The organism is Winogradskyella psychrotolerans (assembly GCF_018860545.1).
GTDB lineage: Bacteria > Bacteroidota > Bacteroidia > Flavobacteriales > Flavobacteriaceae > Winogradskyella > Winogradskyella psychrotolerans_A.
Window position 1 is genome coordinate 18,811 of record NZ_JAHKPN010000044.1, and the last position, 24,598, is coordinate 43,408.

Annotated in this window: 20 protein-coding genes and 1 tRNA gene; 19 read left to right on the forward strand and 2 right to left on the reverse strand. The window is 35.0% G+C overall.

The genetic code is table 11. The features are described from left to right. The first annotated feature begins 212 nt into the window (after positions 1–212). The 6 genes from KO515_RS14730 (at position 213) to KO515_RS14755 (ending at position 6,191) form a co-directional block, all read left to right on the forward strand. The gene (locus KO515_RS14730) at positions 213–578 is read left to right on the forward strand and encodes a hypothetical protein (protein WP_215937102.1); all 366 of its coding nucleotides are present in this window, start codon (positions 213–215) and stop codon (positions 576–578) included. Between the two features lie 296 nt (positions 579–874). Then, positions 875–1,798: a FixH family protein gene (locus KO515_RS14735; RefSeq protein ID WP_215937103.1), complete on the forward strand. Its 924-nt coding sequence runs from the start codon at positions 875–877 to the stop codon at positions 1,796–1,798. A gap of 2 nt (positions 1,799–1,800) precedes the next feature. Further along, positions 1,801–3,789 carry a TonB-dependent receptor plug domain-containing protein gene (locus tag KO515_RS14740; protein ID WP_215937104.1) on the forward strand — a complete coding sequence of 663 codons (1,989 nt, stop codon included), beginning with the start codon at positions 1,801–1,803 and terminating at the stop codon, positions 3,787–3,789. Positions 3,790–3,816: 27 nt separating this feature from the next. Further along, on the forward strand, positions 3,817–4,185 hold the full coding sequence (locus KO515_RS14745; protein ID WP_215937105.1) for a hypothetical protein: 369 nt from the start codon (positions 3,817–3,819) through the stop codon (positions 4,183–4,185). A 34-nt stretch (positions 4,186–4,219) separates the two neighbouring features. After that, complete coding sequence (locus tag KO515_RS14750; RefSeq protein ID WP_215937106.1) at positions 4,220–5,086, forward strand: MbnP family protein; 867 nt, start codon at positions 4,220–4,222, stop codon at positions 5,084–5,086. Between the two features lie 76 nt (positions 5,087–5,162). Then, the gene (locus tag KO515_RS14755; protein WP_215937107.1) at positions 5,163–6,191 is read left to right on the forward strand and encodes a cytochrome-c peroxidase; all 1,029 of its coding nucleotides are present in this window, start codon (positions 5,163–5,165) and stop codon (positions 6,189–6,191) included. Between the two features lie 124 nt (positions 6,192–6,315). On the opposite strand, the gene KO515_RS14760 is transcribed toward KO515_RS14755, so the two are convergent. Continuing rightward, positions 6,316–6,390: transfer RNA gene (locus tag KO515_RS14760), tRNA-Pro, on the reverse strand. Between the two features lie 102 nt (positions 6,391–6,492). On the opposite strand from KO515_RS14760, the gene KO515_RS14765 reads away from it, so the two are divergent. From KO515_RS14765 to scpA, 6 genes are read left to right on the forward strand one after another with little or no spacing between them, the layout of a single operon-like run. Further along, a complete protein-coding gene (locus KO515_RS14765) occupies positions 6,493–7,593 on the forward strand; it encodes a PQQ-dependent sugar dehydrogenase (protein ID WP_215937108.1) in 1,101 nt (366 codons plus the stop codon). Beyond that, positions 7,590–8,033, forward strand: a complete 444-nt coding sequence (locus tag KO515_RS14770; protein WP_215937109.1) for a c-type cytochrome — start codon at positions 7,590–7,592, stop codon at positions 8,031–8,033. The genes KO515_RS14765 and KO515_RS14770 overlap by 4 nt, the downstream gene beginning before the upstream one ends. 57 nt (positions 8,034–8,090) lie before the next feature. Further along, a complete protein-coding gene (gene udk, locus KO515_RS14775; protein WP_178984805.1) occupies positions 8,091–8,696 on the forward strand; it encodes a uridine kinase in 606 nt (201 codons plus the stop codon). Continuing rightward, positions 8,696–9,022, forward strand: a complete 327-nt coding sequence (locus tag KO515_RS14780) for an FtsB family cell division protein (protein WP_215937110.1) — start codon at positions 8,696–8,698, stop codon at positions 9,020–9,022. The genes udk and KO515_RS14780 overlap by 1 nt, the downstream gene beginning before the upstream one ends. Beyond that, positions 9,015–10,394 (forward strand): methylmalonyl-CoA mutase subunit beta, encoded by a 1,380-nt coding sequence (locus tag KO515_RS14785; RefSeq protein WP_215937111.1) that lies wholly within the window; start codon positions 9,015–9,017, stop codon positions 10,392–10,394. Before KO515_RS14780 ends, KO515_RS14785 begins: the two co-directional genes overlap by 8 nt. Positions 10,395–10,449: 55 nt before the next feature. Then, positions 10,450–12,573, forward strand: a complete 2,124-nt coding sequence (gene scpA / locus KO515_RS14790; RefSeq protein WP_215937112.1) for a methylmalonyl-CoA mutase — start codon at positions 10,450–10,452, stop codon at positions 12,571–12,573. Positions 12,574–12,632: 59 nt separating this feature from the next. On the opposite strand, the gene KO515_RS14795 is transcribed toward scpA, so the two are convergent. Then, the gene (locus KO515_RS14795; protein WP_215937113.1) at positions 12,633–15,350 is read right to left on the reverse strand and encodes a M16 family metallopeptidase; all 2,718 of its coding nucleotides are present in this window, start codon (positions 15,348–15,350) and stop codon (positions 12,633–12,635) included. 368 nt (positions 15,351–15,718) lie between these two features. On the opposite strand from KO515_RS14795, the gene KO515_RS14800 reads away from it, so the two are divergent. The 7 genes from KO515_RS14800 to lepB all read left to right on the forward strand — a co-directional run bounded on the left by KO515_RS14800 (position 15,719) and on the right by lepB (position 24,454). Next, complete coding sequence (locus KO515_RS14800) at positions 15,719–16,657, forward strand: alpha/beta hydrolase (RefSeq protein WP_215937114.1); 939 nt, start codon at positions 15,719–15,721, stop codon at positions 16,655–16,657. 101 nt (positions 16,658–16,758) lie between these two features. Then, positions 16,759–19,596, forward strand: a complete 2,838-nt coding sequence (locus tag KO515_RS14805; protein WP_215937115.1) for a M16 family metallopeptidase — start codon at positions 16,759–16,761, stop codon at positions 19,594–19,596. A 139-nt stretch (positions 19,597–19,735) separates the two neighbouring features. After that, a complete protein-coding gene (locus tag KO515_RS14810) occupies positions 19,736–20,503 on the forward strand; it encodes a ParA family protein (RefSeq protein WP_215937116.1) in 768 nt (255 codons plus the stop codon). After that, entirely contained in the window at positions 20,503–21,405 is a 903-nt protein-coding gene (locus tag KO515_RS14815; RefSeq protein WP_215937117.1) for a ParB/RepB/Spo0J family partition protein, read from the forward strand. The genes KO515_RS14810 and KO515_RS14815 overlap by 1 nt, the downstream gene beginning before the upstream one ends. Further along, complete coding sequence (locus KO515_RS14820) at positions 21,395–21,982, forward strand: DUF5683 domain-containing protein (RefSeq protein WP_215937118.1); 588 nt, start codon at positions 21,395–21,397, stop codon at positions 21,980–21,982. The genes KO515_RS14815 and KO515_RS14820 overlap by 11 nt, the downstream gene beginning before the upstream one ends. A 91-nt stretch (positions 21,983–22,073) precedes the next feature. After that, positions 22,074–22,775, forward strand: coding sequence for a 4-hydroxy-tetrahydrodipicolinate reductase (dapB, locus tag KO515_RS14825; protein ID WP_215937119.1), 702 nt, complete (start codon positions 22,074–22,076; stop codon positions 22,773–22,775). 62 nt (positions 22,776–22,837) lie between these two features. Then, entirely contained in the window at positions 22,838–24,454 is a 1,617-nt protein-coding gene (gene lepB, locus KO515_RS14830) for a signal peptidase I (protein WP_215937120.1), read from the forward strand. Positions 24,455–24,598: the final 144 nt, after the last annotated feature.

Consider the following 24,598-nt stretch of genomic DNA (forward strand, 5'->3'; position numbering starts at 1 on the left):
TAAAATACTATCAAATAATTTCATAAAAGCGTTAAGTACTTTCTAAATTCTATCAGCACTTAAATTGCTTTAAGTATTTCAAAAATCACAATTCATTAAATAGTTTTATGCATTAAATCACTTATTTATATCCCTAGCTACTCAGCTTTCTACGCATCATTTCAAATCTTAAAACATTAGGAAATTTTAAAAATTATCAAGACCTTTGCGTAGTGAAAACAGCAACACTTTTTTTAGCATTATTTATGCTTTTGAAACCTACTATTCCATTTGTGGAGTACGCTGCTTTTTATGATTATATTAAAAATGAACTTTGCGTTAATAAGGATAAGCCCCAATTAGCTTGTAATGGGAAATGTCATTTAAAAAAGGAATTAGCTAAAGCTTCAGATTCTGAAAAAAGTAATGATAAAAACCATTCGTCGTCATCAGAACATCAAGTTGTATTCTTTCAACATATTTTTGAAAACAATGTAATTTTCATCTCTAATACACAAGGTTCTGAAATTACACCAACTTACAATAAAATTTATAAATTCGATTTTATGAATTTTATCTTTCATCCTCCACTCGTTTAATTTTAAATACAAACTCTTCCTTGCATAGCACTTTTGTTTAGCGCTTACCAGCGATACAAACACGGCTACATAATACTGCATATAGTCATATCATCACATGGTATGATGCAAGTATGGTAAAACCTATGCTATACAGTTGAGTTTTCTGACAATTTTATGTGGCTATTTTAATGGCAGCACTTGTCCTTCTTAATTCTAATTAATTTAATGTTTAACCGAGTTACATCAAATTATAAGAGTTAGGACGAAACAGCTACATATCCAAGTTTTTATTTAAAATTAAAACACCCTAAGTGATGAAAAAATTCATGCTTTTTGTGGCTACACTATGTGTTGTAGTGACATCTTGTACCCTAGACAAAACAGATTACGAATCTGAAATAAGCACTGTCGTTACTGAATATATTGAATTTGACGAAGTGGTATCCATAATTGAAGGCAATTATCAAATACGTATCAATGCTTTAAACGGAACGTTTTATAAAGGCTATAATGCTATTCAATTAACCATCACCAATACACAAACTAATGAAAGTCTGAATAGCTCAGAGGTTACGTTTTTACCTATTATGACCAACTATAATGGTAACCACACCTCTGGCCCGCATCAATATAATTTAGAATATAATATTGATGACGATTATTACGCTGGTTATACTGTATTCACCAGTGAAACTAATGATTCTCAATATTGGGAGCTCTATATTTCATTTTCAGATAATGGAGAAACATATTCAGTAACCCAAAGTATAAATGTGGAAGCGCAAACGAATATGAATTTAAATATGACCGCTTTCACAGGAAGTGATGGTGAACACTATTTTATAGCCTTAGTAGCTCCTCAGAAACCTAAAATTGCAGAAAACGAATTGGTTGCAGGCATTTACAAATACAATCAACCGACAGGTGAAGCAGGCATTTTTCCAGATCCTTCACAGTTTTCATATTCAGAAGTAGAAGACTACACCTTATTACTAGACCCTAGAATGCCAGAACCTTCCATGGGAAATCATTCCTCTCCAAATAATGAAGATCTAACACAACAGGACGATGGTTTATATTATGGAGTGGTTAATTATACCATGACTGGAAATTGGACTTTAAATTTTAGGTTACAAAATTCGTACGGAGAGATTATTAAAGGTACAGAAGTCTCAACAGAATTTACACCTGGCATTGAGGGAGCCAGAAGCGAATTGCATATCGATATATTATTTTAATAATGAAAAGATCCATAACATTAATAATATTGCTTTTTGTAGGTCTATACGCTACTGCTCAAAACACAGAGACTAAGAAGGATAGTGTTGTAGCTCTAGACGAGGTTCAATTAATTACTATCATCAAAAAGAAAATTGAAACCGATATGAAAATGGCCGTTTCAGTTGATGAGTTTTTAGCGTCTTCAGATCAAATTAGTTTTATTAAACGTGGTGCTTATGCTTGGGAACCTTTATTGAATAATATGAGCTCGGAACGCTCTTCGATTACTATTGATGGTATGCATGTGTTTGGCGCGTGTACCGATAAAATGGATCCTATCACCTCGTATGTTGAGAGTAATAATTTAGCGTCGATTGATATAAAATCTGGACAAGAAGGAAACATGCATGGTGCAACTGTTGCAGGAAGTATTGATTTAAAACGAAAAAGCACTCCTTTCAATCTGTCTAAAACATGGAGTGGAGCTTATCAAACCGGATTTGAATTAAATAACAAGCAGTTTTTCAACCTAGCGAACGCCTCTTATTCTAGTAACAAATTTGTTGCTGATGGAAGTTTAGCCTACCGAAAGGCAGAAAATTATAGTGACGGCAATAACGATGAAGTCAACCACTCGCAATTTACAAAATTCAATGCATCTTTAGGCTTAGCGTACAAAACAAGTGAATTATCGTCTGTAAAAGTAGAAGCGATTTACGATCAAGCCAATGATGTTGGTTATCCAGCGTTGCCTATGGATTTATGGTTATCACGCGCCCTAATTACCTCAGCAACCTATAAACACGTATTTGAAGAGGGTTTATTTAGAGCGTTAGACACCAAAATCTATTTTAATGCTATAGAACATTATATGGATGATACGACTCGTCCTGAAAATCTAGTGCACATGGACATGCCAGGTTGGAGCACGACTTATGGATTATTATCTAAAGCTAATTTAAAAAGCAACAAGATTAGTTCAGAAATTCAGCTGAATGCTTATAATAATCTATCTACCGCAGAAATGCGCATGTATCCACAAGACCGAAGCGAACGAACGATGTTTGCTTATAGTTGGCCTGGAGTCACCACAACTTTTGCTGGGCTTTCCATCAACAACGCTTGGGAGATATCTGACAAAAGTCTATTGAATTTTGGCGGTTCTTTAGGTATCAATTACAATCATTCTAAATATGTGGAATTCAATTGGATTTTTCACCCAGGAACTCCTCAAGAAAAAACAAGACTATTACCTAGCTTACACGCGGGTTATCAGTTAGATATTAACAAGTTCAATTTTTCAGTAGGAGGTGGTTATGGCCACAGAGCACCTTCCGTTTCTGAAGGCTATGGCTATTACATTTACAATAGTTTTGATCGTTATGATTATATAGGCAATCCAGACCTTGATAATGAAATTTCGTATGAAGCGAATGCCAGCGCAGGGTTTTCAAATGACAAACTTAGCATACAAGCCCATGTGAATTATTTCTATATTGAAAATTATATCATTGGTCGTATTTTAAGTTTAGGAAGCCCAATGAATTATCAATCGATAGGTGTTAAAGGTTACACCTCTTTAGATTATTCAACCTTATTTAATTTTTCATTAAATACAAGCTATACCATTTTAGACGATTTACACTGGAAAGGCGTTCTAACTTACGCTCGTGGAAAAGATGAAAATGAAAATAATTTGCCGTTTATTAGACCTTTAAGCTACCAAACTTCACTTCATTATAAATATAACAAATTCAATTTTCAAACCTCTGTGAATGGAGATTTAGAACAAATCCATTACAGTCCAGAATACGGAGAAGATGAAACCCCTTCATATACGATATGGAATTTATCTGCAGACTATACATTCCGTATTAAAGATTATAGAACTGTTGCGCAAGTTGGAGCAGAAAATATATTAAATGAATACTATAGCACCTATGCTGACTGGGGTAATATACCAAGAATGGGACGTAATATTTTCACCTCTATAAAATTCAATTTTTAACGGATGCACAAAGTTTTTAGCTACATAATGACTATTATATTTCTGTTTGTTGTTTCTCAGCAAGCCGTGGTCATTATGCACTTTAAACTGAACCAACAAGCTATCATAAAAGAGTTTTGTATCAACATCAATAAACCCGAATTACACTGTAACGGGAAATGTCATTTAAGTAAAGAATTACAAAAAACTGAGCAAAGCGATTCTGAAAAAATAATGACTACCAAAAATTTTGATTTGGCTTTTGATTCTCATCCCGAATTTGAATTAGAACCATCAAACGTTATTAATGATAAAATAAAATTGAGGTATGTAGAATTCCACCATCAGGAACCTTATCTAGACATTTCAGTTCCTCCTCCCATGTTAGCACCTGACTTTAAACATACTTATTATTAAAAAAACATACATATCAATTAACATAATATCTAAAATGAAAAATCTTAAAAAATATATTTTATCAGCAGCCGTATTAGTTGCTTTCATGTCTTGTAGTAGTGAAGATGACAACCCAGTAGCAAATAGTGTAACACTAGAATTCAATAACACGTTCGGTGATACACCTATTATACTTGGAGATGCGACATCGAGTTCAGCAACTGTTAACACATCTGATGCAGGTCAAGTGCACCACTTTCAAGAAGTTAAATACGTAGTTAGTAACATTCGTTTAATTAAAGCCGATGGGACAGAAATTCCATATAACGTGAATGATTTGGACAATGGAGCTACCGTAGTCAATCAATCAAATCCTGAAACTTTAAGTTATGTTTTAAGTGATATTCCTGTTGGTGACTATTCTGAAATCAAATTTGGTTTAGGAGTAAGATCTGATTTAAACACTTTAGACCAAGTGAGCTTTCCTGATTTTTATGATAATGCAGGTGCAAATGATACACAAATGCATTGGGAATGGGGAACAGGATATCGCTTTACAAAAATTGAAGGATTCTACGATACAGACAACAAAGAATTGTCTTTTCACTCGGGAAGCACCTTAGAAGGCGAAGAAGGTAATTACACCCAAGGTGTTGATGCGTATAGAGATATTACATTAACACTTCCAACCACAGCAGTTGTTGGAAATAGCGCACCAACGATTTCAATCAAAGCAGATTTTGATTATTTATTAAGTGGAGATAGCTATACAGTGACCTTAGTTTCTACAGAAGATATTACTAACAATGCCACACCAAGTGCTCACACAGCTACTGAAATGATGAAATTTGTTGATAATATTGGAGGAGACTCAAACACTACAAGTCCTGGAATGTTCTCTATCATTAGTATAGAAAACTAATCTAGTTTAGAGTCGTCTGAATATAGTGTTTCAGACGACTCTATTTTAATTTGTCATGATTTTAAAGCCCTTTTAAATGAAAAAAATCGCATCTGTTTTATCCATGATAGTATTAATTATGTCGTGCAGTAATGATGATAACTATGAGCCTACAACTTTTGAAAACCCTGAGTTGGACTTAAATATACCTGCTGATTTTCCATTATTGAACAGTTCATTTTACGACAATATACCCACAACCTATGGTGTTGAATTGGGCGAAAAATTATTTACAGAAAAAAGATTTAGCATTGATAATTCGGTTTCATGCTCTAGTTGCCATATTCAAACCAGCGCTTTTGCAGACCATAATTCATTAGCCATTGGCGTTGAAGGACGCGTTGGTCTTAGGAATACTCCTCCACTTCAAAACTTAGCTTTCATGAATTTTTATAATTGGGACGGCAGTAAACTTCAATTAGAAAACCAACCCTTAGTACCTATCATTACCCATGAAGAGATGGATTCTTCAATTTTAGAAGTTATAGGTAAAATTGAAAATGATCCTGAATATGAAGACCTATTTGAAAAAGCTTATGGAGATGAAGACGTAACAGCAGACAGAATATACAATAGTATTGCACAATATGAATACACCTTAATTTCTGCTAATAGTAAATACGATAGAATACAAAGAAATGAAGGGGAAACTTATACTACAGATGAAGCTCAAGGCGCTTTAATTTTTGAACAAAAATGTGCGAGTTGCCATAGTACAGCCTTATTTACGGATCAAAGTTTTAGAAACATAGGATTTCCAATTAATCCAAATACCGAAGAAGCCGGACGCGCAAGAGTAACAGGAGATATAGAAGATTACATGAGTTTTCGGGTACCGACTTTAAGAAATATTGAACATACCGCACCTTATGGTAGTTTTGGTCAATTTGAAACATTAAGAGCTGTTCTAGATTATTTTGATAATGGGGTTATAGCGTCAGATAATCTCGACCCTATTTTAAAAGATAATAACAATAGAATTCCCCTTACTGAAGAAGAAAAAACAAATCTTATCGCCTTTCTTACAACCTTGAGTGACAATGAATTTTTAGGCTTGGAATATTAGTCTTGAAATGTCAAATATGATTTCATCCAATCACCACTGATTACTTATATAATTTTTCAATTACGAGAATAACAATCTAAAAACAAAAAAAAGCTCAGCAAATGCTGAGCTTTCTTTTAAGAAGTCGGGGTGGCAGGATTCGAACCTGCGGCCTCCACGTCCCAAACGTGGCGCGATAACCGGGCTACGCTACACCCCGAAGTTGTATTCCCAATTTCGGACTGCAAATATAGATATTTTCTTTAAAATCCAATAACATTTATTAACTTTAAACATTAATTTGTTTTAAGACATTCAAACTATGGAATTAAGAGGTCTCGTTATCGGTTTAATTTTGACATGCACATTATCTTGTGCTCAAGATAAAAATCCTAAAAACACAGAAAACACACACCAAGTTATAGTACCTGATATGGACATTCCTTGGGGGTTTACATTTCTTCCTGATGATTCAATGCTGATTACTGAGAAGTCTGGTGAACTTATTCATTTTAAAGACGGCAAGAAAACAAGTATTTCAGGTCTACCAGAAATCTATGTTCGTGGTCAAGGTGGATTATTAGATATTATTCTACACCCTGATTACGATACAACTGGATGGATCTATTTGTCTTACGCCTCTTCAGAAGGTGAAAGTTCTGGCGGAAATACAGCCATTGCAAGAGCTAAACTTGAAAACAATAGTTTAACAAATTTACAAGTTCTCTATAAAGCTACACCAAATACAACCAAAGGACAACACTTTGGATCACGCTTAGTTTTTGATGATGCTGGCTACCTGTATTTTTCCATTGGAGAACGCGGTAATAGAGATGAAAACCCACAAGACATCACAAGAGATGGCGGAAAAATTTACCGTCTAAATGATGATGGTTCTATCCCAGAAGATAACCCTTTTATTAATGACGCTGAAGCAAAAACAGCTATTTACTCGTATGGCCATAGAAATCCGCAAGGCATGACACTTCATCCAGACTCTAGACAAATCTGGACTCACGAACACGGCCCTAAAGGAGGTGATGAAATAAATATCATAGGTGCTGGTAAGAATTACGGATGGCCTGTAATTAGTTATGGTATAAATTATGTAGGTACAAAATTTACAGATATCACTGAAAAAGAAGGTATGGAACAACCCCTTCATTACTGGGATCCGTCCATTGCACCAAGTGGAATGGCATTTATTAAAAGTGATAAGTACGGAGACTGGAACGGCAACCTCTTAGTCGGTTCGTTGAAATTTCAATATTTAGACATGTGCACTTTAAAAGACAATAAAGTCATTAAAGAAGAACGCCTACTAGATGGCTTAGGACGTGTAAGATGTGTTGAACAAGGTCCAGATGGTTATATTTACGTAGGTATCGAAAATTTAGGTATCGTAAAATTGATTAGAAAATGAAAAATTTAAGTATTCTTGGATTATTAATATTACTATTTGTGTCCTGTAATTCAAACACAAAAAAAACCAACGCAACAGTTCAAAATAATACTCCTGTTGGCCAAAATAAATCTAAACTTAAAGCAAGTATAGAACGTGGCAAAATGGTATATAACGATATGTGCACCACCTGTCATTTACCAAATGGTAAAGGTATACCTAGAGCATTTCCTCCATTAGCCGATTCTGACTATCTAAGAGACAATCAAACGGAAAGTATTAAAGCCGTCAAATTTGGTTTATCTGGAGAAATCAAAGTCAATGGCATTACCTACAACAGTATGATGGCACCTTTAGGACTTTCAAATGAGGAAGTTGCAGATGTCATGAATTACATCAATAATAGCTGGGGAAATAGTATTGACAACTTTGTGACACCTGAGAAAGTTTCCGAATTATAAATTCTCAATTCTACTTAAATAATTAAATTTGCAGCAGTCAAATAAATCAAACTAAATATGCTAATTATAGGAATCGCAGGTGGTACAGGCTGCGGAAAAACAACTGTTGTAAATACCATTTTAAAAGAATTGCCAGAAGGGCAAGTTGGGGTGATTTCGCAAGATTCTTATTACAAAGACACCTCACATCTAAGTTTTGAAGAACGTGTTAAAATTAATTTTGACCACCCAAGATCAATCGATTTCGAATTATTAGAAGAACACCTCAAGGAATTAAAAAAAGGTAATTCCATCAATCAACCCGTGTACTCGTTTGTAAAACATAATCGTACAGGTGATATCATTGTAACAAAACCTAGAAAAGTAATGATTGTTGAAGGAATTCTTATTCTTTCACATGCTGAAATTCGTGATCTTTTTGATATTAAAATATATGTTCATGCCGATTCAGATGAACGTCTCATTCGCCGACTAAGACGTGATATCACAGAACGAGGTCGAGACATCAACGAAGTACTTCAACGTTACCAATCTACTTTAAAACCAATGCATCAGCAGTTTATAGAACCCATGAAAGAGTATGCTGACATCATTATCCCAAATAACAAATACAATACAGTCGCTGTCGATATCGTTAAAACCATAATCAACGAACGCTTATAATGTCAAAATTCAATATTAAATATCTAAAGCCATTCAAGAACATCTACGTCCTTGTTCTTATCGTTTTTGTGGTTTGGATGTTATTTTTTGACGCCCATTCATGGTTATTTCATCATGAGTTAAATAACGACATTAAGGAATTAGAATACCAAAAAGAACACTACCGCAACGAAATGGCAAAAGACAATAAAGCCATTAAAGAATTAAGTACAGATGAAGGTATTGAGCGTACAGCGCGCGAAACCTACTACATGAAAAAGCCTAACGAAGATATCTTCATTATTGAATATGAAGATAGTATTCCGAAACACAAAAAAGATGAGTAAATCATTATTTAATGACTTTGAAGCGTTATCTTCAAAAGCATGGAAACAAAAAATACAAGTCGATCTTAAAGGTGCAGATTACAACGATACCTTAATTTGGAAAACCAATGAAGGCATCGATGTAAAACCATTCTATCATGCGGATGAATTTGAAAGCTTACCAGAAATTTCAAATAGTAAAGCAACGCATTGGAAGATTTCTCAATCGATTACTGCTATTGATGCCAAAACCGCCAATTCCATTGCTTTAGATGCCATAAATCGCGGTGCAGAAAGTTTAATATTCAATATTGAATCTGAAAATGTTTCCATTAACGATTTGTTTCAAGATATTGACCTGACTAAAACAAGTGTTGATATTAAATGTGATTTTCTTTCTAAAGACTATGTCGAAAACATCCTTGATGTCACTCTGAGCGCAGTCGAAGAGTCTCGAGTAAATATCCATACAGACATCTTAGGCCATCTAGCCAAAACGGGTAATTGGTACAACAACCTCAACGACGATCACAGTAAATTTGATTCGATTGTAACATCAACCAACCAACTTAGTATTGACCTTAGTTTATACCAAAATGCAGGAGCAACCATTGTACAACAATTGGCTTACGGTTTAGCGCATGCTAACGAATACTTAAATCATTTTGAAAACAGTAAAGACGCGTCACTGAGAGACGTTGAAATCACCTTCAACCTAGCGACAAGTTCCAATTATTTCTTTGAAATTGCAAAAATAAGAGGCTTACGTCAATTGTGGGAAACATTAGCTTCAGAATATGGTGCCCATACCGATTGTAGAATTATTGCTACGCCAAGCAAACGTAATAAAACCATTTACGATTATAACGTCAATATGCTACGAACCACTACGGAATGTATGAGTGCAATTCTTGGTGGCGCCAATTTTATTTGCAACTTACCCTATGACACTTTATTTCATAAATCGAATGAATTCGGGGAGCGCATTTCTAGAAATCAACTCCTAGTTTTAAAGAACGAAAGCTACTTTGACAAGGTTAATAATCCAGCAGATGGAGCTTATTATATTGAAAGTTTAACGGAACAATTAGCCCAAAAAGCATTAATTCTTTTTAAAGATATTGAAGCAAATGGAGGCTTTTTAACCCAATTAAAAGAAGGCACCATACAACGTAAAATTAAAGAAAGTGCAGCTAAAGAGCAAGCCGATTTTGACACCGAAAAACTCGTATTATTAGGAACAAATAAGCACCCCAATTTAGCAGACAATATGAAAGACGACTTAGAAACAAGTCCTTTTTTACAAATTGAAAAGCGCAAAACTTTAATTGAACCAATTATTCAAAAAAGACTATCTGAAAAATTGGAAATCAAAAGATTAAACAAAGAGTAAAACTCACTATAGACAAAACCTATAGTCACGTTACACTTTTAAAACCACGTTCATAATGTCCAGAAAAAATCTTCAACATATCACTTTAAAGTCTGAAGCAAAAAGCTTAAAATCCGAATCAGATTCTAGCTTTTTAACCGCTGAAAATATCACTGTAAAGTCAACGTATTCTAAAGATGACATTCAAGATTTAGAGCACCTTAATTTTATAGCTGGTGTTGCACCAAATCTTCGTGGCCCATATTCAACCATGTATGTAAGACGACCATGGACGATTAGACAATATGCTGGATTTTCAACAGCAGAAGAGAGTAATGCTTTTTACAGACGAAATCTAGCCGCAGGCCAAAAAGGTCTTTCAGTTGCTTTCGATTTAGCAACACATAGAGGTTACGATTCTGATCATGAACGTGTGATTGGAGATGTTGGAAAAGCAGGTGTGGCGATTGACTCAGTAGAAGACATGAAAATTCTTTTCGATCAAATCCCTCTCGATAAGATGTCCGTTTCTATGACCATGAATGGAGCTGTTTTACCTATTATGGCATTTTATATTGTTTCCGCTGAAGAGCAAGGAGCAAAACCTGATCAACTCGCTGGAACCATTCAGAATGATATTCTAAAAGAGTTTATGGTGAGAAACACTTACATCTATCCACCTACTCCATCGATGAAGATCATTTCAGATATTTTTGAATACACAAGCCAAAACATGCCAAAATTCAACAGTATCAGTATTTCAGGATATCACATGCAAGAAGCTGGAGCCACTTGCGATATAGAATTAGCATATACCCTAGCGGACGGATTAGAATACATAAGAAAAGGACTTGAAGCCGGTATGGATATTGATACTTTTGCTCCGAGATTATCGTTCTTTTGGGCTATTGGTATGAATCATTTTATGGAAATCGCCAAAATGCGTGCCGCGCGTATGCTTTGGGCAAAACTCGTAAAGTCATTCAATCCAAAAAACCAAAAATCATTAGCCTTAAGAACGCATTGCCAAACTTCGGGCTGGAGTTTAACCGAGCAAGACCCATTTAATAATGTTGCTAGAACCTGTATTGAAGCTTCGGCAGCTGCTTTTGGAGGCACACAGAGTTTACACACTAACGCTTTAGATGAGGCGATTGCCTTACCAACAGACTTTTCGGCACGTATTGCAAGAAACACACAAATTTACCTACAAGAAGAAACGCATATTACAAAAACGGTTGACCCTTGGGCTGGCAGTTATTATGTTGAAAAACTAACTGACGACATCGTAAAAAAAGCTTGGGAGCTCATACAAGAAGTTGAAGAATTAGGTGGTATGACCAAAGCTATTGAGGCTGGTATTCCTAAATTAAGAATTGAAGAAGCCGCAGCTCGTAAGCAAGCTAGAATAGACTCCACTCAAGATATCATTGTTGGCGTTAATAAATACCGCTTAGAACAAGAAGACCCTATTTCTACATTAGAAGTCGATAATCAAACTGTGAGATTACAACAAATTGAACGCTTAAACAGCATCAAAGCAAGTCGTGATAATTTTGCCGTTACCGAAGCATTATCAAAATTAACGGATGCCGCCAAAACAAGTGAAGGAAATTTATTAACTTTAGCAGTAGATGCCGCGAGAAAACGTGCTACTTTAGGAGAAATAAGTGATGCTTTAGAAGCTGAATTCGGCCGACACAAAGCACAAATTAAATCATTTTCAGGAGTGTATAGTAAAGAAATTAAAAACGATTCAAGTTTTGAAAAAGCAAGACAACTTGCTGATCAATTTGCAGAACAAGACGGTCGACGACCTCGAATAATGATCGCAAAGATGGGACAAGACGGCCATGACAGAGGCGCAAAAGTTGTAGCCACAGGTTATGCCGATGTTGGTTTTGATGTAGACATTGGTCCACTCTTTCAAACCCCAAAAGAAGCCGCCAAACAAGCCGTTGAAAATGACGTCCATATTTTAGGCATATCCTCCTTAGCAGCAGGACACAAAACACTAGTCCCTCAAGTCATAGAAGAGCTTAAAAACTACGGTCGAGATGACATTATGGTGATTGTTGGAGGTGTGATTCCAAAGCAAGATTACCAATACTTATTTGATGCTGGTGCTGTAGCCGTTTTTGGTCCTGGTACTAAAATCAGTGATGCCGCCATTCAGATATTAGAGATATTAATAGATTAATGAAAAAAGGCACTATTTATAACAGTGCCTTTTTTTTTTCAAACTAATAGATAGCGCATTTAATCGTCTATTTTCTTCTCTTCTGGTTTCTTAATTTCAAAGTTTTCGTAATCTCCAGCATTGACAACCGTCCAGTTTTTAAACTCTTTAAAATAAGTCTTAATCGCTTTATTGACATCTTCAGTTGTTAAGCTTTTTACTTGCTCTTCAATATTTTTTTGAAACATCATATCCCGATCGTAATACAGATTATTATTAATAGTACTAGACAATTCATTATCCTTTGCTCTAGATACACTTTGTGCTTGCACCCAACCTTTAACAGCATCTTCTAATTCCTGCTCAGTAATACCATCTTTTATAAAACGTGCAATTTCTTCCTCAAACCCTTGCTGCACTTTAGCTTCATTTTCGGGAGCATAGATCGCATAAATATACATCGTTGAATTTTTGTCATCTTTATCTCCATCAACATTTACTCCACCACCAGCACCATAGCTCACACCGTCTTGCTGACGTAATCTAGTAGCAATACGAGAATTTAGGAAACCACCACCAAATACCGATCCAGCAACCTGTAATGCCGCATAATCTTTATCATACGCACTGCCCTCAAAGTTTAAGAAACCAAGTGTAAAGGCATTTTTCTTATCTGGTGTGATGATATTTTCATTTGCTGGCTTATTTCCTGAATACGGATCTTTAATTTCGGAATACGGTAAATCAGATTTAAAATCAGCAAATTCTTTTTCAAAATATGATTTTAACGCCTCCTCATCGATATTCCCTATCGCAACAAGGTTAGCGCTATCTGAAATTCCATAAAAGTCATCATAATAAGCTTTCATTCCTTCCACGGTCACATTATTTATCGCCTCAATTTCTTCCTCTAAGGTCATATTATATAAAGGATGCCCTTTTTTATATTTCTGATTGATCTCTCCCAATCTTTTTTGCACTAAGAATTGTGGCTCGGTTTTATTACTTTCAATACTTGCTAATTCTTCTGCTTTTAATTTCTCTAACTCTTCATTATCAAAAGCTGGAGTTTTAAGCATCTCAGTCATTAGTACCAAGGTCTCATCAAGATTCTCCTTCGTAGAGCTAATATATGCCGTTGTTTTACCATTGGATCCACTAAAGTAGATTGACGATTTTAACGCACTTAACTTGTCTTCAATGTCTTGTCTCGATTTAGATGTTGTGCCTTTATTTAACATTCTAGCTGTAAAACTCGCGATGTTGCCCTTATTCATGAGGTCATTTACACCACCATTTCTAAACGTAAATGACATGTTTACGGTTTCACCGCGATTATCTTTTTTTATAAAACCATATTCAATCTTACTCTTTTCGAGCATACCAGATTCTAATGCGTTTTGAATGTTAGCATAAGAGACATCAAAGGCCTCACCTGCACTCAGCGCTTCTTTCCCCTTATAGTTAGTTACCAAATCCTCTAAACCTTCTGTATGAGGAATCTCAACTCTCATAGGGGTTTTTGTTGGAATAAAATTTCCAACCGTTCTATTCGTTTTAATAAAATAGCGTTCCAACACATCATTGACTTGTTCTAATGTTGCCGCTTCAACACGGTCTCTATGAATAAACATTAATCTCCAATCTCCTGCACCAATAAACTCACTTGTATATGTTCCTAAATATGAAGAATTTCTTGCAATCTGATCGATCTCCTTAGAAATATTAGCCTTCGCTCTTTTAAGTTCATCTTCAGTTATTGGGTTCTCTCTTAAGCCATCAAATAAATTCAACATTGTATTTTCTGCTGTTTCTAGAGATTTGTCTGAAGGCACATCAACATTAAAATACATAAACCCAGGCTCTTTAGTAAAAGGTGAAAAACTCCAAATTGAAGCCGCTTCCTTCCCTTCTATTAACGCTTTATATAAGCGTCCTGAAGGCTGATCTGTCAAAATATTTTCTACAAGAGCCATTGGAGCATAATCCTCATGTGATCCTGCAGGTGTATGAAATAATGCCGATACTAATTGCAAATCACCAACACGACTTAACTCTACTCTTTTTTCACCATCTTGAGCAGGTTCTATTGTAGGCACATCAACTAAAGGATTTTCAGGATTTTTAATACTCCCAAATTTCTTATCTATTAAAGCTAATGTCTTTTCAGTATCAAACTTACCCGTTACCATTAATACGGCATTATCTGGTCGGTAATACTTTTTATAAAATGCTTTTAAGTTTTCAATGGGTACACGTTCAATATCTGACTTATTACCAATAGTGGATTGGCCGTAATTATGCCACAAGAACGCTGAACTTATCACCTTTTGCATAAGTATTCGCGTTGGGCTATTTTCTCCAGATTCAAATTCATTACGTACAACAGAAAATTCAGAATCTAAATCCTCCTTTGCTATATACGAATTCACCATACGGTCAGCTTCTAAATCTAAAGCCCAATCTATATTATCTTCTGTAGCATTAAACGTTTCGAAATAATTAGTACGATCATACCAAGTTGTTCCATTTGGTCTTGCTCCACGAGCCGTTAACTCTTTTGGAATATCTGGATGATTAGGCGTGCCTTTAAACACCAAATGCTCTAATAAATGGGCCATTCCTTTTTCTCCATAACCTTCATGTCTTGAACCTACTTTGTAAGTAATATTCACCGTAACGGTTTGTGAAGAATTATCAGGAAACAATAAGACCTTAAGGCCATTATCTAGCATGTATTCTGTAATGCCTTCTACAGATGCGGTTTGTTTGGGCTGTGCTTCAATGATACTTGACATGCACAACGTTAGCAGTAATACTACTAATGAGGGAAAATTTGTTTTCATGATTGACTTTGTTTTTAATTAGTTGAAAGATAAACATATTTTAAACAACCACAAATCAGTACTTTATGTTTTTCTCACCAGAATACAAACTCAATGATTTTGTATAAGGAAGGTATTAAGTAAATAAAACGTTCCGCGTTCTCAACTGCAAATACTAAACTCAATACATTATGAACAGACAAAAAATCTAAAATTCTTAAGTTAATGCCTTAGGGAGGTGACATATAAAGTTCTTATTTTAGCAACAAATCTAATACACTTGCAAGACATAAAGATCTACTAAATAAGAACCGCAAATCCTTATTTTAAACATTTAGAGCATGCTAAAAAACAGAATTATTAAAATCTTAAAACGAACGTTTTTAATTCTGGTTATGGTGGGATTATTGATTTTCTATTTTATTTTTCCGCGTTTCATTATAGAAAGACGAAATCCGATATTAGAGTCATTTAAAACTCAGAATGTTTATACTGACACTTTATATAAGAACAATAGCGCAATGTTTAAGAGAAAAAAACTAAAGTTTTTAACTTATGATAATCTTGAACAGTCCGCCCTATTAACTTACACGCATATAGCAAAACCTAAAGGTACCATCATTTTACTACACGGTAGTAGCCATACAAAAATGCATTTTTATGATTTAAGTAAATTCCTTGCCAAAAATGGGTTTAATTCTGTCGCCTTAGACATCAGAGGATTTGGTGAAAGCGAGGGTCAGTTTTTTACGTTTGGAGTTAAAGAATCTAAAGACATTCAGAAATTAGTTGATGTTTTAATTAATGAAGAAGATTTAAGCAATATTGGTATTTGGGGGCAATCTATCGGAGGTGCGCTCACAATTCAAAGTATGGGATCAGACCACCGCATTGCCTATGGTATATCTGAAAGCACATACACAGATTTAAAATCGAATATTCAAGGCTATTTTAAACGTCATACAGGTTTTAATCTAGCGCTTGTCAGTGACTTCTTAGTAGAGAGAGCTGGTCGTATTGGAGATTTTGATCCCAATGACGCCAGTCCTATTAAATATAGTAAACACATCACCCAACCTACACTTATTATTCACGGTGGCCAAGATGAAGCGATAGACATTTCTAATAGTGAAACTATATTTTCTGCAATTAAAAGTAAAGACAAGGAATTTATAGACGTTGAATCGGCCGGTCATATAAATCTTTGGGAAGTTGGTGGTAAAGCACTTTTTGATAAGATACTTCACTTCTTAAATAATCAAGCCACAACTTACAACTAAGTATTTAGTTAAAATTTTGTTATTCTTTTATATATCAATATTTTATCCATAAATTAGAAGAATATTCTTATAAAACATTAACCTATTAAATCCATCAATCAATGAAAAAATTAGTTTTCAGCACAGCAATCTTGTTGTGCCTCACCCTCGTATTCCCTTTAAATGCGCAGGTTGTAGCTACAAAATCAAAAGCTACATACAACCCATCAGACCCAATCCCTACAGATTCAAATGTAAAAACTGGCACTTTAGAAAACGGTCTTACCTATTACATTCAAAACAACCCTAAACCAGAAAACAAAGTAGAATTACGCCTGGTGATTAATGCCGGATCTATTCTTGAAGATGAAGACCAATTAGGCCTAGCCCACTTTATGGAACACATGTGTTTTAATGGTACAAAGAATTTCGAAAAAAATGAATTAGTAGATTACCTTCAAAGTATTGGAGTAAAGTTTGGAGCACACCTTAATGCCTACACCAGTTTTGACCAAACGGTGTATATCCTTCCTATTCCAAGTGACGATCCAGAAAAATTGGAACAAGGTTTTCAAATTATTGAAGATTGGGCACACAACGCACTATTAACTGACGAAGAAATTGATAATGAACGTGGTGTTGTCTTAGAAGAATACCGCTTAGGTAAAGGTGCAGACGAGCGTATGATGCAAGAGTACTTGCCAAAAATGATGCACGGCTCAATGTATGCCGAACGTCTTCCAATTGGTACCAAAGAAAACTTAGAAACGTTTAAATACGAAAGCCTAAAACGGTTTTATAACGATTGGTACAGACCAGATTTAATGGCTGTAGTTGCCGTCGGAGATATTGATGTTGCCACATTAGAAGAGAAAATAAAATCTCATTTTGCACACATCAAAAATCCTAAAAATCCAAGACCTAGACCGTCATTTGATTTACCTAACCACGAAGAAACCTTTGTAGCTATAGAATCTGATAAAGAAGCGCCATTCTCTAATGTGAGACTAATGTTTAAAGATAAGATAAATGCTAAACCCGATGTGACTTACGCTGATTACAGAAACTCTATCGTAGAGAATTTATTTTCTCAAATGATTAATAACCGTTTAGATGAAATTAGAAATGGCGACAATCCACCCTTTGTTTATGGATTCACGTATTACGGTGGCACCTATGCACGAACTAAAAATGCATTTCAATCTTCTGCTATGACGAGTCCAACCGGACAATTAGATGCGCTAAAAACACTCTTAGTTGAAAATGAGCGTGTGCTTCAGCATGGCTTCTTTGAAGGGGAGTTTGAGCGTGCAAAAAAAGATATCATTGCTAATTTGGAACGCGCATTCAAGGATAGAGATAAAATGGAATCTAACCGAATTGTTGGACGTTACATCAATAACTTTTTAGAGCAAAACCCGATTCCTAGTATCGATTGGAGATTCGATTTTACAACATCGCAATTGCCAACTATCTCGTTAGATGAAGTTAATGCGCTTATTAAATCTTATATTAAAGACGATAATCGTGTTGTTATACTCACAGGCCCAGAAAAAGACGATTTAAAACAAGTAAAAGAAGCAGAAGTATTAGAGTTATTGGATACCGTTAAAACGATGGATCTAAAACCTTACGAAGATAAAGCTGTTGCTGCTTCATTAATAACCAAAATGCCCTCAAAAGGTAGCATAAAAGAATATAAAACCGATGAGACTCTTGGTACCACAACTTTAATTTTAAATAATGGAGCAACGGTGACTTATAAAAAGACGGATTTTAAAAATGATGAAATTTTATTTGATGCGTTTAGCTATGGAGGAACATCCTTGTATTCGGATGAAGCATACAAAGCGACCTCTAACGCTAATGGAGGTTTAACTGAAGCTGGAGTTAATGGTTTTGGCAAGGTTGAGTTAAGTAAAATGATGTCTGGTAAAATCGCAAATGTGAGATTGTCAATTGGCACGTACAGTGAAGGTTTATCCGGAAATACGACACCAAAAGATTTAGAAACTCTATTTCAATTAACACACCTCTATTTTACAGCTTTAAACAAAGATGAAAACGCTTTTAGAAGTTTTGCTGACAAACAAAAGGCCTTTTTAGGCAACTTATTATCTAGTCCACAATTTTATTTTCAAGATCAATTATCTGAATTTATATATGGAAAAAACCCAAGATACACAGGATTTCCCACAGCTGAAGACATGGATAATGCCGATTATAACTTAGCTTACGAGAAATACAAGGAACGTTTTGCAGATGCCGGAGATTTCAATTTCTATTTTGTAGGTAATATAGACGAAACTAAACTCGTTGAATTATGTGAAACCTATTTAGCAAGTTTACCGTCAACAGGAAGCAATGAATCTTATAAAGTCAGTGACTTTAGACCATTAACAGGATCTCACAAAAAAATTATTGAAAAAGGTGAAGACCCTAAAAGTTCAGTGAGAATAACATATCACGGCCCTACGGATTACGATGAAAAAGAAGCACATGCTCTAAAAAGTTTAGCTGAAGTGTTATCTATTAAATTAATAGAAAAATTACGTGAAGAAGAAGGAGGTGTTTACGGAGCTGGTGCCAATGCTAGTATAAGTAACATGCCTTATGATTGGTTTCGATTCAATATTAGTTTTCCTTGTGGACCAGAAAATGTTGATAAATTGATTACTGCAACCATGAAAGAAGTTGATCTTTTAATCAAAGAAGGACCAACAGAAGTCGATCTAGAAAAGGTGAAAAAAGCTCAGATCCTAGACTACAAAGAAGATTTGAAAACAAATAAATTTTGGTTAGGGCAACTTAAAAACGCAGACTACCTCAAAAAAGACGCGCATAATATATTAAAATTTGAAGAGGCTGTTAACAGTTTAACTGTTGCTGATCTTCATGGTGTGGCTAAAAAATATTTAACCCAAGGCTATATCACTGGTATTCATAATCCAGAACAATAAAATGACACCCATATTAATGAGCAGCCTTCATAATTTCTATTGAAGGCTGTTTTTTTTTTATAGAACTGTTAACAACTTCAATTTCTTAAAGTCGTAAATAATCGTAATTTTAAGCCCGTATATTTAACCAAATTATTTAATGGGTAAAATCATTGCAATAGCAAACCAAAAAGGAGGAGTTGGTAAGACAACAACTTCAGTGAATTTAGCAGCTTCTTTAGGAGCACTAGAGAAAAAAGTACTGCTTATAGATGCCGATCCTCAAGCCAACGCAAGTTCTGGCTTAGGCATAGATGTTGAAACAGTTGCTGTAGGCTCATACCAAGTCATAGAACATTCTGCAAATGCAAAAGACGCTATTGTAACGTCCAACGCACCAAATGTAGATGTGATGCCCGCGCACATTGACCTTGTCGCCATAGAAATTGAATTAGTGGATAAGGAAGAGCGCGAGTATATGCTTAAAAACGCTATAATCGACTTGAAATCAGACTATGATTATATCCTAATTGACTGTGCTCCTTCGTTAGGCTTACTAACATTGAACGCTTTAACATCTGCAGATTCGGTCATTATACCAATTCAGTGTGAATATTTTGCGCTTGAAGGTTTAGGAAAACTGTTAAATACTATTAAAAGTGTACAGAAAATCCATAATACTGCGTTAGATATAGAAGGCTTACTATTAACCATGTTCGATTCGCGTTTACGTTTATCTAATCAAGTTGTAGAAGAGGTACAAAAACACTTTAGCGATATGGTATTTGATACGATTATTCAACGAAACGTACGTTTAGGTGAAGCGCCAAGTTACGGTGAAAGCATTATTAATTATGATGTCAGTAGTAAAGGTGCAGCAAATTATTTGAGTTTAGCCAAAGAGCTGATTAAGAAAAATGAATTATAATGGCGAAAGCAACAAAAAAACAAGCATTAGGACGTGGACTTTCGGCTTTACTGAAAGATCCTGAAAACGATATTAATTCGGCAGAAGATAGAAATGCAGATAAAGTAGTTGGTAATATTGTTGAACTTGACATTGACAGTATTGAAGTCAACCCATTTCAACCAAGAACCAATTTTAATGAAGAAACGTTAAGAGAATTAGCGTCTTCTATTCGCGAGCTCGGAGTTATTCAACCTATAACGGTTAGAAAATTAGCATTCAACAACTATCAATTGGTATCTGGTGAGCGTCGTTTTAGAGCTTCAAAATTAATTGGTTTAGAAACCATTCCTGCCTACATTAGAATTGCCAATGACCAAGAGTCCTTAGAAATGGCATTGGTAGAAAACATTCAACGCCAAGATTTAGATGCTATTGAAATCGCATTATCCTATCAACGCTTAATTGACGAAATTCAGTTAACGCAAGAACAGATGAGTGAACGCGTAGGAAAAAAACGATCTACAATTGCGAATTATCTGCGCTTATTAAAATTAGACCCAATTATCCAAACCGGTATACGCGATGGTTTTATTAGTATGGGGCATGGGCGCGCTATAGTTAATGTTGAAGACCAAATAGATCAACTCGAGATTTACGAAAAAATCATCACCAATAAATTATCTGTAAGAGCGACAGAACAATTAGTTAAGAATCTAAATTCTGATACTCCTTCTAAACCAGAAGAACCTAGCTATGAAATCCCAAAAAACATTAAAAAAGGGGTAAAAGACTTTTCTGAATATTTTGGTCATAAAATAGACGTCAAGGTTGCTAAAAATGGAAGCGGAAAAATTACGATTCCTTTTCATTCTGAAGAAGACTTCAATCGCATTAAAAAATTAGTTCAACGTGACAAATAAGGGTTTTTATAGTCTTTTAGTATGCTTTTTTTCGCTTCTTTTTTCGTTTTCTCAAACTGAAAAAGACAGCACAAGTATTAGCATCAAAGAAAGTCCTATTATTGCGATAGACACCATAGCAAGGAAAGCAATAGATCCATTAAGACCAGCTAAAGCCGCATTCTATTCTGCAGTACTTCCTGGTTTAGGGCAAGCCTACAATAAAAAATATTGGAAAATCCCTATTGTTTGGGGAGCAATTGGAACCGGAATTTATTTCTATGTGAGAAATGATACACAATTTGACCGCTATAGAGATGCCTATAAACGTCGCTTAGCTGGTTTTACCGATGACGAATTTTATGATTTAATTTCGGACGATGGACTTATACGAGCGCAAGAACAATTTAGACAAAACAAAGAGATGTCGCTCTTAATTACCTTTGGGTTATATGCACTAAACATTATTGACGCAAATATTGATGCACATTTACTTCAATTTAATATCGACGAAAATCTAAGTTTAAGTCCGCATTATCAATATAATGAATTAGAAAACACTTCAGATTTAGGATTAACACTTAATTTTAAATTTTAACATAACACGCATATGTTCAAAATGTCATCACGCAACAAAATGATGAGTTAAGAACAGCACGCAAACGTTAAAAAACAATAAAAACAAACACATGAAAATAGCTTTACTAGGTTATGGCAGAATGGGTAAAAGCATTGAAGCTATTGCAATCAATCGCGGTCATAGTATTGTACTAAAAGTATCGGACGCCAACTCTGATTATGATTTTTCAGACACCGATGTGGCCATCGATTTTAGTATACCAAATGCCGCAGTAGCAAATATAAAAAAAGCAATTGATGCGGGAATTCCTGTTATTTCTGGGACCACCGGTTGGTTAGGTCAATATGATGAAGTTATTGATTATTGCACTTCAAAAAACGGTACATTTCTATACGCCTCAAACTTTAGCTTGGGGGTAAACCTCTTTTTTGAACTTAACAAAAGGCTAAGTAAATTGATATCTGGCTTTTCTGAATACACTACGGAGATTGAAGAAATCCATCATACACAAAAATTAGATGCCCCAAGCGGAACAGCTATAACGCTAGCCGAACAAATTATTGAGCAAACCCATTATAACAATTGGACGCTAGATGAGCCAAAAGACTCCGAAATCCATATTGAAGCCAAACGTATTGAAGGTATTCCTGGCACGCATGAAATCACCTATGATTCTGAAATAGATTCTATAAGTATTAAACATACGGCTCATAGCAGACAAGGTTTTGCCATGGGAGCTGTGATTGCTGCAGAATGGATTAAAGATAAAAAAGGCATCTTTAATATGAAAGATGTGTTAAACATTGGTTAATTTGCCAACGTATTGCATCGAATTAAAATAATTTTCAATTTATACAGACAAAATATAAGATTATGACCTGGACACAATGGTTTATTTTTATACTCATTATACAAATTATTCATGGTTTAGCAACCTGGAAATTATACATTAAGGCAGGCCGAAAAGCATGGGAAGCATTTGTCCCAATCTATAATGCCGTGGTGCTGATGAAAATTATCTCACGACCATGGTGGTGGATCATCCTAATGTTTTTACCAATTGTAAATCTAATTATGATTCCTGCTGTTTGGGTAGAAACTGCACGTGCTTATGGAAAAGACAGTAAAGTAGACGCGTTATTGTGTATTGTAACGTTAGGGTTTTATCTTTTCTATCTCAATTATGCTACTGACGTTACATATATTAAAGACAGAGAATTAAAACCTAAAACATCAACCGGAGAATGGATTACCTCTATTCTTTTTGCCATAGTTGCTGCAACAATTGTGCATACATATTTCTTTCAACCCTTTGTGATTCCGTCATCATCTTTAGAGAAATCGTTACTTGTAGGCGACTTTCTAATTGTAAGTAAGTTGCATTACGGAGCAAGAACTCCGATGACAACCGTTGGTGCGCCAATGGTACATGATACAATTCCTGTTATTGGAAAGAAATCGTATTTATATGATGATAACTTCGAAAAACGAAACACGTCTTGGATTAACAAACTTCAACTTCCATTTTTTAGATTTCCAGGTTTTGAAAATGTAGAGCGAAACGATATTGTGGTGTTTAATCAACCTGCCGACACCTTGTTGAATATGAATGATTTTCATCCAGATCGAAATTATTACAAACCCATAGACAAAAAAACAAACTTAGTAAAACGTTGTGTTGGTGTCGCTGGGGATACGCTTGAAATAAGAAATGGATATGTATTCATAAATGGTGTTCAAAATCAACTACCACCAAGATCGCATTTACAGTTTTCTTATCGTGTGACTTTAAAAAAGCAACATACTAGTCAAGCTGAACAATATCAATTTTTCGACTTATTAAATAAAATTGGTATTACGGATGGAGCGCGCTTAATGAATGATGGTAGTTACACCATTTTTGCAGCCACTGATGAAGCCATTGCACATTTAGAAGTACAACCTAATATAGATATAGTAACACCTATAAAACAAGCAAAGGGTGTCGATGGCACTATTTTTCCATATGATACTAAGTACCCTTGGAACACAGATAACTTTGGTCCAATGTGGATTCCAAAAGCTGGAGCTACTCTTAATTTGTCTTTAGATAACATCTCAATATATAAACGTGCGATTGAGGAATACGAAGGTCATAAAGTAGTTACGAGAAATAACGAAATTTTTATTGACGATAAACTAGCAACATCATACACATTTAAGCAAGATTACTACTGGATGATGGGAGACAACAGACACAATTCTATAGATAGTCGCTATTGGGGATTTGTGCCTAACAACCATATTTTCGGTAAACCTGTATTTATTTGGATGAGTATCGACGGTATTAACCATGGTATTAAAAACTGGAGTTTCCGTTGGGACCGCATATTTACAACGGTAAGTGGTGGTAACGAACGCACGTCTTATTTAATTCCTTTTATTATACTTGTATTAGGAATTACGTTGTTCAATAGATGGAGACGTAAGAAAAAGGCAAACGAAAATTAGAGTGGTAATTGAGGTTTGGTCTTATTGAAAAACTAAAACATTGATACGTTAAAGAGTGCCTTTAGGTACTTAAAATAGATGACGATATATTTAATTAAATCTCATTTAATATTTCAAAACTCGTCTCAATAAAATTAAATCTTT